This is a genomic window from Maribacter sp. MS6 (assembly GCF_056839185.1).
Genome location: NZ_CM166389.1, coordinates 1,096,297 through 1,112,510, shown reverse-complemented (window position 1 = coordinate 1,112,510; position 16,214 = coordinate 1,096,297). Strand labels below are relative to the sequence as shown.

The 16,214-nt window shown below is 39.7% G+C and carries 13 protein-coding genes; 7 read left to right on the top strand and 6 right to left on the bottom strand.

Annotated features, from left to right (window positions below; all coding sequences use genetic code 11):
* Window positions 1-114: 114 nt before the first annotated feature.
* Window positions 115-903 carry an SDR family NAD(P)-dependent oxidoreductase gene (locus MS6x_RS05000; RefSeq protein WP_482605771.1) on the top strand — a complete coding sequence of 263 codons (789 nt, stop codon included), beginning with the start codon at window positions 115-117 and terminating at the stop codon, window positions 901-903.
* 33 nt (window positions 904-936) lie between these two features.
* The gene (locus MS6x_RS04995; protein ID WP_482605769.1) at window positions 937-1,836 is read left to right on the top strand and encodes a hypothetical protein; all 900 of its coding nucleotides are present in this window, start codon (window positions 937-939) and stop codon (window positions 1,834-1,836) included.
* 64 nt (window positions 1,837-1,900) lie between these two features.
* On the opposite strand, the gene ppgK is transcribed toward MS6x_RS04995, so the two are convergent.
* The gene (gene ppgK / locus MS6x_RS04990) at window positions 1,901-2,650 is read right to left on the bottom strand and encodes a polyphosphate--glucose phosphotransferase (protein WP_482605768.1); all 750 of its coding nucleotides are present in this window, start codon (window positions 2,648-2,650) and stop codon (window positions 1,901-1,903) included.
* A 143-nt stretch (window positions 2,651-2,793) separates the two neighbouring features.
* Window positions 2,794-3,102, bottom strand: coding sequence for a hypothetical protein (locus MS6x_RS04985; protein ID WP_482605766.1), 309 nt, complete (start codon window positions 3,100-3,102; stop codon window positions 2,794-2,796).
* 272 nt (window positions 3,103-3,374) lie between these two features.
* Between MS6x_RS04985 and MS6x_RS04980 the strand changes: the two genes are divergently transcribed.
* The 5 genes from MS6x_RS04980 to MS6x_RS04960 all read left to right on the top strand — a co-directional run bounded on the left by MS6x_RS04980 (window position 3,375) and on the right by MS6x_RS04960 (window position 9,804).
* Complete coding sequence (locus tag MS6x_RS04980) at window positions 3,375-6,287, top strand: PEP/pyruvate-binding domain-containing protein (RefSeq protein ID WP_482605764.1); 2,913 nt, start codon at window positions 3,375-3,377, stop codon at window positions 6,285-6,287.
* Window positions 6,287-7,549, top strand: a complete 1,263-nt coding sequence (locus MS6x_RS04975) for a serine hydrolase (RefSeq protein ID WP_482605762.1) — start codon at window positions 6,287-6,289, stop codon at window positions 7,547-7,549. Before MS6x_RS04980 ends, MS6x_RS04975 begins: the two co-directional genes overlap by 1 nt.
* A 211-nt stretch (window positions 7,550-7,760) precedes the next feature.
* The gene (locus MS6x_RS04970; protein WP_482605760.1) at window positions 7,761-8,570 is read left to right on the top strand and encodes a S1 family peptidase; all 810 of its coding nucleotides are present in this window, start codon (window positions 7,761-7,763) and stop codon (window positions 8,568-8,570) included.
* 187 nt (window positions 8,571-8,757) lie between these two features.
* Window positions 8,758-8,997: a DUF2007-related protein gene (locus MS6x_RS04965; protein ID WP_482605758.1), complete on the top strand. Its 240-nt coding sequence runs from the start codon at window positions 8,758-8,760 to the stop codon at window positions 8,995-8,997.
* Window positions 8,998-9,366: 369 nt separating this feature from the next.
* On the top strand, window positions 9,367-9,804 hold the full coding sequence (locus tag MS6x_RS04960) for a hypothetical protein (protein WP_482605756.1): 438 nt from the start codon (window positions 9,367-9,369) through the stop codon (window positions 9,802-9,804).
* 143 nt (window positions 9,805-9,947) lie between these two features.
* Here MS6x_RS04960 and MS6x_RS04955 read toward each other — a convergent pair whose 3' ends face one another.
* From MS6x_RS04955 to MS6x_RS04940, 4 genes are all read right to left on the bottom strand, one after another.
* Entirely contained in the window at window positions 9,948-12,758 is a 2,811-nt protein-coding gene (locus MS6x_RS04955) for an Npt1/Npt2 family nucleotide transporter (RefSeq protein WP_482605754.1), read from the bottom strand.
* 32 nt (window positions 12,759-12,790) lie between these two features.
* The gene (locus MS6x_RS04950) at window positions 12,791-13,696 is read right to left on the bottom strand and encodes a serine hydrolase (protein ID WP_482605752.1); all 906 of its coding nucleotides are present in this window, start codon (window positions 13,694-13,696) and stop codon (window positions 12,791-12,793) included.
* A gap of 314 nt (window positions 13,697-14,010) precedes the next feature.
* Entirely contained in the window at window positions 14,011-15,297 is a 1,287-nt protein-coding gene (locus MS6x_RS04945; protein WP_482605750.1) for a S41 family peptidase, read from the bottom strand.
* Window positions 15,298-15,388: 91 nt separating this feature from the next.
* Window positions 15,389-16,183, bottom strand: coding sequence for a LytTR family DNA-binding domain-containing protein (locus tag MS6x_RS04940; RefSeq protein ID WP_482605749.1), 795 nt, complete (start codon window positions 16,181-16,183; stop codon window positions 15,389-15,391).
* Window positions 16,184-16,214 lie beyond the last annotated feature (31 nt).

Here is a 16,214-nt window from a genome sequence, read left to right as displayed (position 1 = left end):
AAAAATTAGCGCTTCCGTAATTCTACTTAAACATGCTAGTTTTTTATAGTATTCCTGCTACATTTTTCATAATTTAAATTGATAGTCACAACGTAATCCAAAATAACAAAGCACATGGAATTTGAAGGTAAAAAGGTTTTGATAACCGGTGGTACCCGTGGTATAGGCAGATGTATGGTTGATGAATTAGTACGGAACGGGGTTAAGCATATTGCCATTATTGCCCGAGATCAAAAAAGTTTAAAGGCACTATCCAAGCATTATGAAGAGGTGAAATTCATCCGTATTTCTGGAGATGTTGCCGATATAGATGTTTTGCGGGAGGCCGCTGCGAGAATAGAGGATAAATGGGGTTCTTTGGATATTTTAATAAACAATGCCGGAATTGTTTCCGCAGGACCACTTGAGGACCTTTCGGACGAAGATCTTTACGATCAGGTGGCCGTGAACTTTACGGCAATACTTTTATTGACCAAATATTGTATTCCACTCTTGAAGAACTCTAAGGAAGCGTCAATTCTAAATGTTTCTTCCGGACTTGGATTGTTGGGAATGCCTTTTTACGCAGTGTACGGAAGTACTAAAGCCGCCGTACGTCAATTTTCTGATTCAATTCGTAGAGAATTGGCTCCGGAAAATATTACCGTCACCTGTGTTTATCCCACGGCAACGGATACCGATATGATGCAGAAATTTAAAGACCGCGAAATGGATTCTCCAGAAATGGTCGCTAAAAGATCTTTGGAAGGATTAAAAAACAAAGAATTACATGTAATTTTTGGAGGTGAGGAACGACTCAAAGAAAATGTTTTGAATTTTGAAGATCCTTCAAAGTTTGATGAACAGATTGCTGAGCATTATGAGCATAGAAAAGAAGCCAGTATGGGTCATAAGGCTATTTAATCTAAAACGTAATATCAAAAAACGAACCTAGCTATGAAATTTTATTCAATTGTCTTTATTACGCTGTTTTTACTATTGACTGCTTCCTGTAAAGAGAAACAAACATCCCTAGAAAAACCGACAATAGCTGCCATGGAAAATGACGCGGTCCAATACACTCCTACCTCTTGGGTAACAAAACGTGTAGAAAAAGCAAAAATCGAATTAAATAATACCGATGCCGGGAAAATAGTTTGGAAAGCGATGGAAGCTCATGGTGGTTTGGAAACATGGTATGGTAACGGACCATTATCGTTCAGGTTTAACTATCGACCCTTAGACGGCAAAACTCCACGAGATAGTTATCAGACCATAGATACTTGGAGTAATAGGGCAAGGCATACCAGTGCAACCGATAGTACCGCTCACTTTGGGTGGACGGGAAAAACAGCATGGGTACAGGCTGCCGATAGTACGGCATTTGCATATGACACCAAGTTTTGGGCCTTAACGCCAATTTATTTTTTAGGCCAGCCCTTTATTCTAGATGGCGCTGGGGTGAACTTGGAGCTCTTGCCTAAGACGGTCTATAAAGAGGTATCTCAAGATGTAGTTAAAGTCACCTTTGATGCGGGTACGGGAGATGCACCGGATGATTATTATATACTTTATTTTCAAGAGGACACGCATTTGTTGAGTGCCATTCGTTACATTGTGTCTTACCCGGCATATTTTAAGGATGGTGGTCATTTGCCAGAAAAGTTTATGGAGGTCATAGGCGAAGAAACCGTTGACGGGATTCGTTTCCCTAGCGGTTATAAAACCCATTGGCTAACGGAGGATGCAAAACCAGGTGCGTATATTACCAAGATAGAAGTTTCGGATATTCATTTTGAACAGCAGCTGAACAAAGATTTCTTTACTGTTCCAAAAGGTGCTAAAGTATTAGAGTAACTAGTTCCCAAATAAAAAACCCCAAGCGAACACTTGGGGATTTTTTATCGTTTCTTGCCCTGCGCTAGTCCACAGGTGCTTGGTGTAGTGCCGCCGCTGCTGCACCAACAATCCCTGCAGAGTTTCGTAATTCTGCCGGAACAACAGGGGTTTCTATAGTAATGCGGTGTTTGAATTGGGAAAAATCTTTTGAAGCACCACCGCCCAGGATAATCAATTCAGGGGCAATGATCAACTCCACATATTTAAGGAATTTATTAAAGCGTTTTCCCCATTTGTCATAACTAAGATTATCGCGTTCCTTGGCAGAATCTGCGGCCCACAATTCAATTTTCTTATACTTTTTATAAGGGATTTGGCCCAATTCAAAATTCGGAATCAATTCTCCATCCCAAAACGCACCACTTCCCAGACCCGTACCAATGGTGATCATAACTACCAAGCCCTTTTTGTTCTTGCCAATACCGTAGTTCATTGTTGCATATCCAGCGGCATCTGCATCGTTGATGACGGTAACCGGTAAACCGGTGGCATTACTGAAAAGCGCTTTTACATCCATACCCAACCACTTTTTATGCAGGTTGCCCGGAGATTTACAGATACCGTGTTTGATAATCGTAGGAAAGCCGATACCAACGGGTCCTTTGTAATCAAAATGTTTCACTAGCTCGGCCACCACCTCTGCCATATCCTTTGGCTTTCTGCCTTTTGGAGTAGGAATACGATGCCTTTTGGTCAACATCTCTCCGGTTACGGAGTCTACCAAGGCTCCTTTAATACCAGAACCGCCTATATCAATACCAAGAACTACCATGTTGTTTTTTTATGTTAGGAGAGCCGCAAAGTAACAAAAAAGAATCGGCTATGAAAACTTGTCTACCATAAGGATAGGACTATATTTTAAACAACTAAAAAGGGCCTTAACGGCCCTAATAGAATGATGGTGTACAGGCGGAACTATTCCATTAACTTTAAAGCAACGATCGTATTGATGGTGATTTCTTCGTCTGAATCATCGATTTCGCTTTCGCTGGTGTAAGTAATTTGAAAGGTACTACCCACAAATTTATCTGAAGAAAGGTCGTACATCTTCTTGGCTGCATTGGAAAGTTGACCAAACTCGTTGGAATAGCCATCGCTATCGGTAAAATAATAGGTGCCCTCTTCGTAACCGTCAAAAGTAGCGGTCATTGTTTCGGTCTCTTGTGGTAGTGTACTGGAAAGCGAGGTGACCACAAGCAGCAAAGAAATAAATAGTGTTTTCATTTGATTGTTTTTTTAAGGTTTATCTATTTTTTTGAATGGATTCCTGCCAGGAATATAGCTTGGAATTTTCGCAGCAAATGAAGGAAATAATCACATGCAGATATCTTTTTTTATGATTTATTTATGACACTTTTATTGGACTCTAAATTGCTGAATTACAGAAAGCTAAGTTTCATTTTTTTGGGTTAATAATTTCGTTGTTAAAACGTTTGTAATTCAAAATAGATACTACCTTTGGGCCCTAATTAAAACTGGTTCTAATCCGATAAGTAATGAAATTAAAGTGTGGTGTAGTTGTATGGGTATTGTTTTTGGGGACCATGGTTTCTTTTGGACAGAAAGAAGTTCCGAACACAAAAATTACAAATCAAATCAACACATTTAAAGACGACATTCGAGGTCCGTACAGAGACATACGTTGGTTTTGTACAGATGGTAGTGTACGTGCCCCAAAAGATCCATGCCCAGATAATATAGGGCCAGGCGTACAGCATGCAAGGTATAAGGAGGCGGTAGAAACGCTTGGAAAAGAGCATCATATTTATTTAGGGCAGATTTTGTCCTATACCACCAAAGAAGAATTTTGGGATGGGACTAAAAACCAGTCGCGGCTTAAACAATATCAATTGGATAAATATTTGCGCACCATAGACAACGGTTGGGTAAACCAAAAAGGCCAGTTTTATAGGGGTGCAGTGCAAGTAGAGGATGAAGAGGCTTGGGGTATCGATTTTTATACCTGGTTATTGGCCAAGGATGATGTCTTGGAACAAAGCTATTTTTTGGTACGGCAATCCTTGAGGGATGTTCCGCATAGTGGAGATGATAACGTTTCTCAATTAATGCGAAGTCAATCTAAGGTGATTTCCGATTTATATCTTCCGTTCATGGATTTGCGTGTGAAGATTCACAGTTTACCGGAAAAGACGGATATCCAAAAGGTTGTCGATTTTAAACAAAAGCACAGTGCCAAGTTAACTCCTGATTTGGACAAACAATTGGACGCATTGGTAAAGACTATGAATCGTTTTTTTGCTCCGGTAAACCCCATAAGCATGGTTGAAAAGGCCAAGCTTTTGCAAGGAACTGTTTTAGGTGATAAGATTGCAGGGTATGCCAACGGTATATCAGAAGTAACACCCGTAAATAATATGGTATCTCAAACAGCACAATTATTGCTGGATATTAGAGAAGGTATTTTAGAAGAGAAACGCCCTATGGCGCGCTTGCAATTGTTGGATGTAAGCTTAAAATTAGAGGAGATTTTGTTTGTGAGCAGCCAAAAATGGGAACCAAGTACGGTAGGCGAACAACTCGAAAAAATTTGTACCCTGGGAACGGCCGCGGCTGGCGCAGGGTATATAGAACTCTGGGAATGGAACCAGATTGTTAGTGTGCTTAGTCAGTTTGAAATGGAGGAATTATCCTTAGCGGAGCTTACTACTATGTTAGAAACAGCACGAGGAACGGTAGAATGGAGTGCCGCTATGGTGAAAGCGAATTATCAAGATATCGTGGATATTTATACCGGATTTGAACCTAAGGCTTATGGTTTTATAGATGACCGTATTAGAGGCTCTATTGCGCTACATTTAGGGAAAAGTGTAGGGGAATTGGGCGATTTTATTGCAAAAGAATCCTCGTTGACCAACAAAGTGATGGACATCCCCAACCAAAGTACCTTCCGTGGTCTTAACCCCGGATATGCGTTTGGAGAATTGGTGGTCATCGGGGGTTCGTCCGAAGATATTGAAGTCGCATCGGACAAAATCTATATTTTTCAACGTTCACCATCCGACTTAAAACCTGTTGCCGGAATTGCCACGGTGGCAGAGGGGAATATGGTTTCCCATGTACAATTGCTAGCCCGTAATTTGGGGATACCCAATGCCGCCCTATCGGATCAAAACTTACAAAGCCTGAAGAAGTATGATGGCCAACGGGTGTTCTATGCGGTTTCCAATAAAGGGAATGTCATCCTAAAACCAGAAGCGGAGATGACACTGCAGGAACGGGAACTGTTTGTTAAAAAAGAACGCAATTCGGATAAGATAGAAGTGCCCATCGAAAAAATACGGTTAGACAATACCAGTGTTTTAAATATGCGAGACGTAGATGCAAGCGATTCTGGGGAATTATGCGGCCCCAAAGCAGCGAATTTGGGACAGCTTAAACAACTATTTCCAGAGCAGGTGGTAGAAGGACTGGTAATTCCTTTTGGGATTTTTAGGGACCATATGAACCAACCGATGCCGGACCAAGGGAAATCGTATTGGGACTATTTGAACGATATGTTCGCCGAAGCCGAAAAGATGCGAACCGCTGGTGTTTCGGAACCAGAGGTAGAAAACTACCAGTTGCGTCAATTGGAAACCCTACGGGAAGCCATTAAAAAGATGCCCTTGAAAAGCGATTTTTTGACAGAAATAGGGGAGAAGTTCACCTCTATCTTAGGTAAGCCATTGGGAGAAATTCCGGTATTCTTGCGCAGTGATACCAACATGGAAGATTTAAAGGATTTTACCGGTGCGGGTCTCAACCTTACGTTGTTCAATGTATTGGATAAGGATAGGATTCTTAATGGTGTTAAGGAGGTTTGGGCATCACCATACACGGAACGTAGTTTTAAATGGCGTCAGAAGTATCTGCTTAACCCAGAGAACGTATTCCCCTCTATATTGGTCATCCCAAGTGTAGCTGTGGACTATTCCGGTGTATTGATAACGAAGGGCATCAACTCCGGGAACGAGGAAGATCTTACGGTTGCTTTTAGCCGTGGTGCCGGTGGTGCCGTAGATGGACAATCCGCAGAAACCTATACTATTTATAACAAAGGTGGGGCACGCTTGTTGGCACCCGCCAGAGACCCCTACTTTAATAGTTTGCCAGCTACCGGAGGTACGGGTAAACAATCGGCTTCTTTTGAACAATCGATCTTGAAGACCAGGAATATTGATGCCATACGGACCTTGGCGAATACCATTCGTAAAACCTTGCCAAACGCCACAAATTCGGATTACGATGGTGCCTACGATGTAGAACTCGGTTTTCAAAATGATAAATTATGGTTGTTTCAGATACGACCCTTCGTAGAAAATAAAAAGGCGGTAAGCTCTAGTTATTTGGAGTCCATTACCCCTACAATAGATGCCAATAAATCAATTTTACTATCTAAAAAATTATAATGAAAAAAATCACAGGTTTACTATTGGTTCTTATCCTAGGGTCTGCGTTTACAACCTATACCTATTATCCCATCGATGGCTATGAGCGTACGGGCATTAAACGTCTAAAGCGCTTAGAGCTTATTAAAAAAGGGGAAATCAAGGATGCCGCTACCCTGCCTGCGGGCGCCATGAAATCTTGGAGCGCTATTAAATTGAACCTCTTGGACAGAAAGGCCGATAGTGCTATGGCCTTAATGACGGTAGATGCCGATTTTCAAAAGGAAATAAGCACCCTATTTCGGGGCTTGGACAAAAGTTACTCCTTAACGGTGCTGGATATGTCCGACCCAAACAACATTCGCTATGCGGAACGTAACGAGACCGCAGGGTATCAACCAGGCAGCGTAGGGAAGCTGGCCGTGCTGCATGGCTTGTTCGTGCAGTTGGCAAAGCTATATCCAGACTCTTGGGAAAGCCGGGTCGCTTTGTTGAAAAACAAATCGGTAAAGGCAGGGCCTTGGGGCTTAACGGACGAGCACACCATTCCTATTTATAATGTAGAAAAGAATACCCTGGTTAAACGGCAAGTAATAGCCAGTGATGTATTTTCCTTGTACGAATGGGCGGATCACATGCTTTCTGTAAGCAATAACGGCGCCGCAAGTATCGTATGGAGAGAAGTCTTGTTAATGGCTGCGTTTGGAGCGGAATACCCCGATTTAAGCCAGGAACAGGCCGATACCTATTTTAAGGATACCCCAAGAAAGGAAATCACCGATCTAGGCAATGATGTCGTGAACCTGCCGCTACGCGATTTGGGTATCGCTGAAGACGAATGGCGTTTAGGTCGCTTTTTCACCAGAGGGGCAAATGCGTTCGTAGGGGAAAAGGGGGGTAGCATAGGCTCCCCACAAGGCATGATGAAATTTTTAATACAACTGGAACAAGGGAAGGTAGTAGATGAACAGTCTAGCCTAGAAATGAAACGATTAATGTATATGACAGATCGCAGAATACGCTATGCACAAGCTCCGGCCTTAAAGGAAGCAGCGGTCTATTTTAAATCCGGGTCTTTATATAAATGCGATAGAAGCCAAGGAGAGGCCTGCGGTAAATATATGGGCAACGTTACTAATTTTATGAACTCCGTTGCTATTGTAGAACACCCGGATAACTGCAACTATATAGTGGTGTTAATGACCAATGTACTCCGTAAAAACTCGGCTAGCGACCACATGTATTTGGCAGGGAACATTGATAAGATTATAAGGAAGAAATAGTGTTGATGCACGCGCTAGTTTTAAGGGCCCTACTTTGATCAGTAGGGCCCTTTTTTATCAGATGATAAACGTTTGTTTTCGATTGTAAACGGATACTATACGACTATGATTAATGAACATGGGGGTTGAAACGATTTTCACTACATTGCACTTATAAAAGAGATATAGATCATATGATCTATACCCGATTGTTAGGCAACATTAAACAAAGATGATGGATAAATTAATATTTTCAGTTGTTATGCTTTTCCAGGTAAACAACAACCAAGTATTTAGCACTGCAACGGGCTTTTTTTATCAATATCAAAACAGGATATATTTAATTACCAATAGGCATGTTGTTGATTATTCATTGAATAATCTAAACTCAAAATTGGTAATTAAACTTCATACGGATGAAAACGATTTAAAAAAATTCAAAACCGTTGAAATACCACTCCGTGATAAAGATGAACTAAAATGGTATGGCTATTCTGAACCTGAAGTTGATGTTGTTGCAATACCAATTGATAAAGCTTTAATTGAAGATTGCATTATTGCTAGTTTTTCAGCTTCGGACTTTCCACCTCAAGAAATATTTTTAGAAGTAGGTTCAGATTTAGTGGTTTTAGGTTACCCAAGAGGATTTACTGACAATATAAATCTTACACCAATTGCAAAAACCTGCATAATCTCTACACCACTTCAGACTCCTTTCGAAGGAAAACCATATTTCTTAATGGATGGAAATCTTATGCCGGGAATGAGCGGTGCTCCAGTTATTGTAAAACCTTCATCTAGTTACGGAATTAAAGGAGGAATTACTTTTTCCCAAGAACCTCGGACTTTCTTTTTAGGAATTCATAGTGCTTCAATATCAAAAAAGGTTGGGGAGGAGGACGAGCCAATATATAAACTAGAGAATGGAGAAATAAAAATAGATGGATTTAAAAAAGTTCCTGTAAATGAAAAACTTGGACTTCAAACATGTTGGTATAACGGAGTTATCGAAAATCTTGTAAAAAGTATCGAACAGAAATAACGTTGCCTAACAACACCTATAATTAATTGCTGTCGGATTTTACCTTCGGAAAATCCACGCATATTTAGTATGTTTATTTCACGGGCGGAAATCCTTCGGATTTCACACCGCAACTAATCATAGCCTAATCGTTGTCATTAATTACTCAAAAAATTAATTCGTTCAAAAACTTATTTAATTCTTAATTATGGATGCAAACAATAACATTAAATCCGTTGAAGTTTTTTCAGGCACACTATGGGAAGCCGGAATGATTAAAAGTCTTTTGGAAGACGAACAAATTGAATCATACGTAAAAGATCAAATTATGGCGGGTCTAAATACATTTTCTTCATTACCTGGTGGCTCTATTCAAGTAAAAGTTATGGTTTCAAATAATGATCTTGATAAATCTTTAAAAGTTATTAAGGAATATAAAAAAATTTAGAGAAATTAGAATAATTCAATCTCTTAGTAGCTTGTTAAAACGCTGCATTATTGAAGGACTTATTTTAGACGATTGCATTTCCGAGATGGACTTCACTCGAACGGAATAAATGTAAAACGTAAGGGAACGTTCTTACTCAAATGTATCCTAATTAATGACAACAAAACCTATACTTAACGCGGACTTTAAGGCTAAATCAAAAGGTCTGTGTATATTTATTAAACCGTTAAATCTTATGGATTTAGCTTTAGACCAGAATTATTAAATCAAAACAATAAGCTTTAGCTTCGTGCATAGACGGAAACTCAACGTTTCCTTTCCCCCGCAATGCGCCTAGCTCAGAGGTTGGCAAACATGTAAAAATACCTTGTGAAGAGAAGAAAAACGATTGCCATAATACTTATGACTATTGGACTTGCTTTGAGCGTTGTCTTTATAATGAAGATTGACTTTCCTAAAGGTTTCGAGGCATATTTTAAAAGAGAATATTATAACCAATTTGGTCCATTAGCATTAACTGTTGAATTAGTAATTGCCGGTTATTACCTGTTGATCGCAGACAAAAAGACAAATTTCGCTTTAGCTCTTTTTGGTTTTACTGCTTTGTTAGATCCTCTCTTTAATCAGATTGGCCTTTTCGAAAGTATAGTACCTCTATATGGAACTATTGTTCTTTCTATTTGTGCTCTGTTTTGCCTGTGGCTCGCATTTTCAAATAGATATAATTTAAAACGTATATCGTTTTTAGTAGCTTTAGTTAGTTTTATTCTTGGTTGCTTTGTGGAGTTATTCTTCAATTACCTCTAATAAAAACATTTGCCAATAAAGGAGTGTATAATTAATTGCTTTGGTCATTGCTCATTTGGAAAATTCCGAAGGAATTTTCTCGTGTTCGTTTTTGTTTACTAAATCTGTTTGTGAAACACGCAATGAAATCATACATAAAAACCTTAGCTTAATGCAGCAAAAGCATTCATCGCAAAGGTTCTTAATTTCACATCTTCACTGTGCAAGTAGTTTTCTACAATAGGAAGGTACTTTACCTCTTTCTGTTGCTGTATCAAGAACAATACGGCCAATTTCACCTTAAGATCGTTTTCCTGTAGCAGCAATTGAAAGCACTCTATTTCGGAAGGTACCTTATGCTTTATTTTTTGAAGTTCCGCCTCCGAGGAGATATCCAATGCAGAATCTTCAATTATGGGAAGTAGTTTACGTTTTAAGTCGCCCGTTAACAGGTTATCCAAAAATTCTATGGCATTGGTCTGTGCTTCCAATTTTCCGCTTAGGAGTCCTTCGTAGGCGATATCCATATCCTTTTGTTGGTACCGTAGGCCTAAAAGTTTGAAAATCCGCTCTAAGCCTGCATCCAAACGGCGCTCCAGTAATTCCAGCAAGCTAGTACGCGCGTTACGTTCGGCATCACTGATTTCTTTTTTTGACTTTTTGCGATTACGATACGAAATAATAATTTGAGTATGCATGGCAGCCAAGGTCTGATGGTGTAATTTACACTCTTCATAAATACCGGAGACCACTTTAAAGCGGTCAAACTTGAGCTGCGGATGGGAACTCCGTATAACACTCAATGCACGAATGACCTCTAAACGAATGGTTACATCGGTATCCTTCAAAAGCGATAATAGATGCTTTACGGACACTTGTGAGTTGAACGATTGTATTGCCATTGGTATAAAACGGAGTACAGGTAAGGGGTGTTCTCTGTTCTGAATAACATCGCGTAGCGTAGGTATTACCTGTACTCCATAGTTGTGCAATGCAACAAGTGCCGTTTTTCGTTGTGCTTTTTTTGCTAAATAGGGAATAATGTGTTTTAAAAATGGTAGGTACGAGGTCTGTCCCATTGCACTTATCGCCGCAGAGGATAATACTTCGGTCTCACTTTGACTAAAGGTTGTGAGTACTGGATAAAAGTTGGATAAACCAGCTACTCCAATCGTATCCAACACTGCAATTACCTCAGTTTTCGGAGCTTCTTTTTTTTCTATACTGCTTATTTTCTCTGTAATTCTGGATTTAAGGGAATAGCTGTTTTGTAGCGCAGGATTTGCACGCGCCTCACGCGCCAAACAGTATAAGGCTGCATTCGCAATACGTGGTGTATCGTGCTTTAGATAATGGTCGTAAACGAAGGAAGTATCCTTGTCGGAAAAATGAAGTATATAAGCGAGTGTGGCCACAGTAAGAGCGGTATCATCAATCTGTAATAAGGCGCCCACATCTGCTGACATGGTTTGGCTATTTAAGAAATAAAGGTTCTGAATGGCGGCTGTTTTTACCTTTACAGAGGGGTGTTCCAATAAACCCTCAACATCTTCTTCAAAACGTTTGTCATTGATTTCCATTAATTTATCCAGCATAAAAAGGAGCTGTGCCTCTGTGCCGTTATGGAATACTTTTTTCATTCCATCGACCACTGAAATGGGCTTCTCCACTAGCTTCTTGTCAATGACCTTTTTATCGGTGAGTACCTCTAAATTAGTGCGAAAGGTTTTGTAATATTCTTTGCGTACCTTAAAGATGAAAAGTAGCCAAACCATTACGAGTACTAGAATTAAGATGCCGATGTAAAAGGAGGGAAGTTCCAATCCCCTAATTACAAAAATCAGCAAACATCCTGCAATTCCTGTGGCGATACTATCTACAACAACATCGATAAATGATTTTGTCTTGTTCTTTAGTTCAAAAGGTAAGGGTAAGGCCAGGAGTTCCGATGCGCTTTTATGCACGGACTGTTTTAAAATTCCGTCCATTGCTTTTATAACTACCACGGCAGAAAGTTCTGGTAGCAGTAGAAAAAAGATGCTGCCTCCAAATATTCCTATGGGAAGCAATAACAATGAAAAACCTACGCCCCATATACCTACGATACGGTGGGTAAAGAATAATTGCATCACCAAGGAAAGCAGGTTAAAGGTAGAAAACCAAAACGCAAAAAAAGCGGTAAGCTCATCAGCATCACTGAACGCTGCCGAGGCATAATCACTGAACAAATAATCCACTAGTTTGGCAACCAGAACACTAACGGCAACGATAGAAGCGATATAGGTAAGATGTTTGGATTTAAGTATAAGTTGAAATGGTCTCTCGCTATTGATTAGTGTACTTTCCCTCTTCGTTCCCTTGCCCGTTGTATTGGCTTTGGCCGCCCATATTTTTCTTAAAAGCGGAATGCAGAGCAACAACAAAAATGCAGCAACGAATACCAAATTCTCGTTCCCGATGAAGGGTGCAAGAATAGTAGTGAGGTAGCCGCCCACAATTCCTCCCAGGATAGCACCGGACCCTATAAAGCCAAATAATCGCTTGGCTTCCCTTACGTTATAAATTAAATTAGCAAGTACCCAAAACTGGGAGGCAGATAGTACAGCATAGATAGCCACCCAAGTATAAAAGAAGTAAAGCAAAAAAGTATTTACGATACCGGTGTTCAACAAGACGCCTAGAGCAACTAAAATAAGTATGGAACTTAGTAAAGAAGTTCTTATGATCTTATTTAGGGCATATTTAGATACAGCTTTAGAATAAAAGAGGGAACTTCCAATAGCTGTAATGGCCACCAACAAAAAGGCAAAAGGCAATTGTTCTACGCCAAGTTCCGAGAGAAATATTGCATTTACCGTAGGCTTTACGATCAATAGTACCGCAATGGTCAAAAATATATAGGAGAGCATCCAAAGCGATACTTTGAATTCGCCCTCCCGTATATCGAATATTTTTTTTAGGAAGCTCTTGATCATTTACTTAACAGGACCTTAGAATTATTCCGCTACTAAAGTACTGGCTTTTTTAAGGCCTTCTCAATCGGTTTCACTAAACTTCTAATAATTTGTTCTCCGTCGGCGTCATCTATCAAGGCTACAAGAATGTACCTACGGTCTGGGTCTTCTCCCCATACCAATACTGAATCGGAGTGAAACGTACGCCAAGAGCCCGATTTACGGAACAAACGAGCATTAGGGGCAATCTGGTCCAAAGTATTTACAAATTTGTGATGTAGCTCTGGATCTTCCATAATGTCCAACATTTGTTTGGAACGTTTTTCATTAACAAGCTTTCCATTGGCAAGTAGATAGTAATACCTACATACTTGGGTTACCGTTGCTGCGTGACTCAGATTTTTAAGCGGTTCGCGGTTCGTGTCACCACCACCACCATATCGCTTTCCTACCCAAAGACCACCACCTTTATCCTCATCGTAAAATTCATATTTAGGATTCGTCATCACAGCTTCCAATCGCTCATAGCCTACACGATCAATCATACGGGTAGAGGCTGCGTTATTGGATTTGCTGATCATTAATCGCATATCCTTCTTTACTTCCGTAGTTTCTTTTAATTCTCCTTTATCTATGGCATCCATAGCGGTAAGGAGGATAGCTATTTTAGGCAAACTGGCAGCATACATCATGTGGTTTCCGTTAACACTGGCAAACCTTACATTTTCGGGGGTGCTTAAATCTACGATACCTATCGCCATTTTCTTTTGTGCAATTAGTCGGCTCCAGTCAGCATGCGTTGCAATTTCCCGTTCTAAATTCACTTGAAGGGAACTATCTACCAGTTTCCTCAGAGGTTTGATCTTGGTGTCATCTATCTGTATGGGAAGCTCCTGCTGCCCGACTAATGTACCCACCGATAACAGTGTTAAAACAAAAAACAAAAGGTTTGATTTCATTGATTTTTTATGGTTTTTAAAAATGTAATCAAAAGTAGATAATACACTAGTTGGTAGTGTGTTAATTTTTACAGGATGTCGCTCATCGACAAAGCTAATGGAATGACTGAAAACAACTCCGTTAGTCCAAATCAAATGTTAAATTTTTTAAATGAAATGGATGAATACCCACATGCTAAATGCGAGAATTCATCCTAATCTTAGTTAAAAAGAGAAGTCAACTTTTTCGTAGACTTCCCTTAAAGGGCACCGTTAATTTACAAACCGTCAAATAATTAGACCATGGTATCACTAAGAAATTAAGGATATTTCTATTATTTTGTGCTTAACGCAATAAGCTGTTCCAGCCAATCTTTGTTATAATCCAATGTCACGTCTGGCTGTACCCCTTTGGATTCGTAGGCTATAAATTTACTGTGTTTCTTGGAGGTTAGCTCGGCAATAAAACCACTGCAGGGTAACGTATAAACACTGTTTTTTATTTCGTAGCTTATGGTGCCGTTAGTTTTATCTCCATATAAGGTTACGTTTTTCCATGATTTTAATTTTGCTACAAACTGTTCCGCATTGCTACCTGTGTTATGATTGATAAGCACATGGATTTGTTTGTCGGTATCTATGTCTTTTAGCAGCTTTAGTAGTATATTGGAGTTTCTGTTACCGCCACCTCCATTATTTCTCAGATCCAGCACCAATTCTTTGTCGCCTAATTCCGTAGCTATTATTTTGTAAAATTTCTCAGCTTCGGCCAATTCTGGATAAAAGGAATTAAAACTTCTCACTTTTAAATAGGTAAGCGTGTTGGAAAGCTCCTTTATCCCAAAAGTTTCTTCAATTTTATTGTCCTTGGAAAAGTTGGTCCGGTCGGGGTCTTTTTGAAAGCCATAGGTTAAGAAAATGCCATTCTTAATGCGTTCGGCGAAGGTGATCAATCTTTTTGAATTCAAATTACCGCCAATAAATCTAAGATAATCGGTGCCATAGGGAATCAGTTTTCCCACTACCTCGCCTCTTACCCAAATTGGGTTCTCCGAGGCTAGTACCACCATCATAAATTCGTTAATATCCGCACTTTTTACGACCCCTATTTTCATCGCAGTACCTCGGTAGTAGCTACCTTCGTTACTATCTCTGGTTGTCATTCTCAGTTTGGTTTCTAAACTATCTAAATTGATGTTCAATTTTGGAAATACTTTGTAATCTTCAGCTAGTTTGAAGGAATCTACCGCAATACTATCCGCAAGTAATTCGCTGTTCATTTCTGTTTTAGCACCATAGATTTTAAGGTGTCTGTCATTAATAGCCAATGCCAGTTTGTTCATAAGGTAGTAACATTCAAATGTCGTTGGGTTCTGTTTTGCCTGTTCGGATACGGCGTTGAACACTTTCGCATAATTTGCTTTTGAGTTGGAATAGGCAGGTGTCTTTTTCAATCGCTCATCCAGAAATGTAATGTCATCTATGCAATTACAAGATTGGTCTTGTCCGTACCCTGATGTGTAAAAAGCTAGAGCCACTAATAAAAGGAATATCCTGTGTTTAAAGTTACCGGTAGATAGTGTATGGTTTTCTTTTAATTTTAAGCTTGATTTTGTTTGCATGCCGGTTTGTTTATAGATTTATGATGAAACAAACTTACGCTACAGTACCCAATAGAAACCTATATTATATGGGCTTTGGGGTGAAATACTCCTAGTTTGTGGCGAAATGTAATTGGGATTTTAGGGCCGTGGTGTAGGTCTTGGAGACTGGGACGAAAATGGAATGGGTAAGCTCTATACTTGTCTTACCGTTTTCCGATTTCCATTGTAAAAAATGATAGGGATTGATGAGGAAGGAACGATGGGTTCGCGTAAGGGCATCAATATCTGTTTCCACCTGCGATAGTTTCCCTCTGATCAATTGCTTTTTGACTACTGGCCCAGAAACATAGGAAACTTCAATATAATTATCGTCAGATTTTATACAGATAATATCGTTAAGTGCTAGGCGTAATCCTTCATAATTGCCTTCTCCTTTTATTTCTACCTTTTTATCCTCCAGTTGTTTTTCATGATATTTTCCCATGCCCCATCTGCCGATTAGAATAATGGGCAAAACGATGCTGATCGCCGGTAAATACAGATTGAAAAAATAATACCCTATGGGATACGGATTGGGTTCCCCGTAAACGATAACATATAAGTAAACTGAACGTGCCAGTATAAAACCTAAAACAAGAAATACTGTAAAAAAGAGAAGTTCATCTACCAAAAACCAGATTTGCTTTCGTTTTTTCAATAGCCAGTTTTGGAAAGGGAGCATGGCGAGGTAGGATATAGCTCCTACAATCCCATATAGGGGCAAATAGGTTAACTTTTCAGCAGATGTGAGTTCACTTACATCCAAGGGTGCGGTCAGGTATAAAAAGATAAATATCCAAATGAACAGTGCAAAGGAAAGGAGTACGTGGCTTTTAAGTACTGGATGAAAAGGATATCTAAACATGTAATGGTTGGTCTAAAACTAGGTGGTTTGT

Bases quoted from the DNA above. Each gene is read 5' to 3' on its own strand.
- MS6x_RS05000 (WP_482605771.1), top strand. From the start codon at position 115: ATGGAATTTGAAGGTAAAAAGGTTTTGATAACCGGTGGTACCCGTGGT.
- MS6x_RS04995 (WP_482605769.1), top strand. From the start codon at position 937: ATGAAATTTTATTCAATTGTCTTTATTACGCTGTTTTTACTATTGACT.
- ppgK (WP_482605768.1), bottom strand. From the start codon at position 2,650: ATGGTAGTTCTTGGTATTGATATAGGCGGTTCTGGTATTAAAGGAGCC.
- MS6x_RS04985 (WP_482605766.1), bottom strand. From the start codon at position 3,102: ATGAAAACACTATTTATTTCTTTGCTGCTTGTGGTCACCTCGCTTTCC.
- MS6x_RS04980 (WP_482605764.1), top strand. From the start codon at position 3,375: ATGAAATTAAAGTGTGGTGTAGTTGTATGGGTATTGTTTTTGGGGACC.
- MS6x_RS04975 (WP_482605762.1), top strand. From the start codon at position 6,287: ATGAAAAAAATCACAGGTTTACTATTGGTTCTTATCCTAGGGTCTGCG.
- MS6x_RS04970 (WP_482605760.1), top strand. From the start codon at position 7,761: ATGATGGATAAATTAATATTTTCAGTTGTTATGCTTTTCCAGGTAAAC.
- MS6x_RS04965 (WP_482605758.1), top strand. From the start codon at position 8,758: ATGGATGCAAACAATAACATTAAATCCGTTGAAGTTTTTTCAGGCACA.
- MS6x_RS04955 (WP_482605754.1), bottom strand. From the start codon at position 12,758: ATGATCAAGAGCTTCCTAAAAAAAATATTCGATATACGGGAGGGCGAA.
- MS6x_RS04950 (WP_482605752.1), bottom strand. From the start codon at position 13,696: ATGAAATCAAACCTTTTGTTTTTTGTTTTAACACTGTTATCGGTGGGT.
- MS6x_RS04945 (WP_482605750.1), bottom strand. From the start codon at position 15,297: ATGCAAACAAAATCAAGCTTAAAATTAAAAGAAAACCATACACTATCT.
- MS6x_RS04940 (WP_482605749.1), bottom strand. From the start codon at position 16,183: ATGTTTAGATATCCTTTTCATCCAGTACTTAAAAGCCACGTACTCCTT.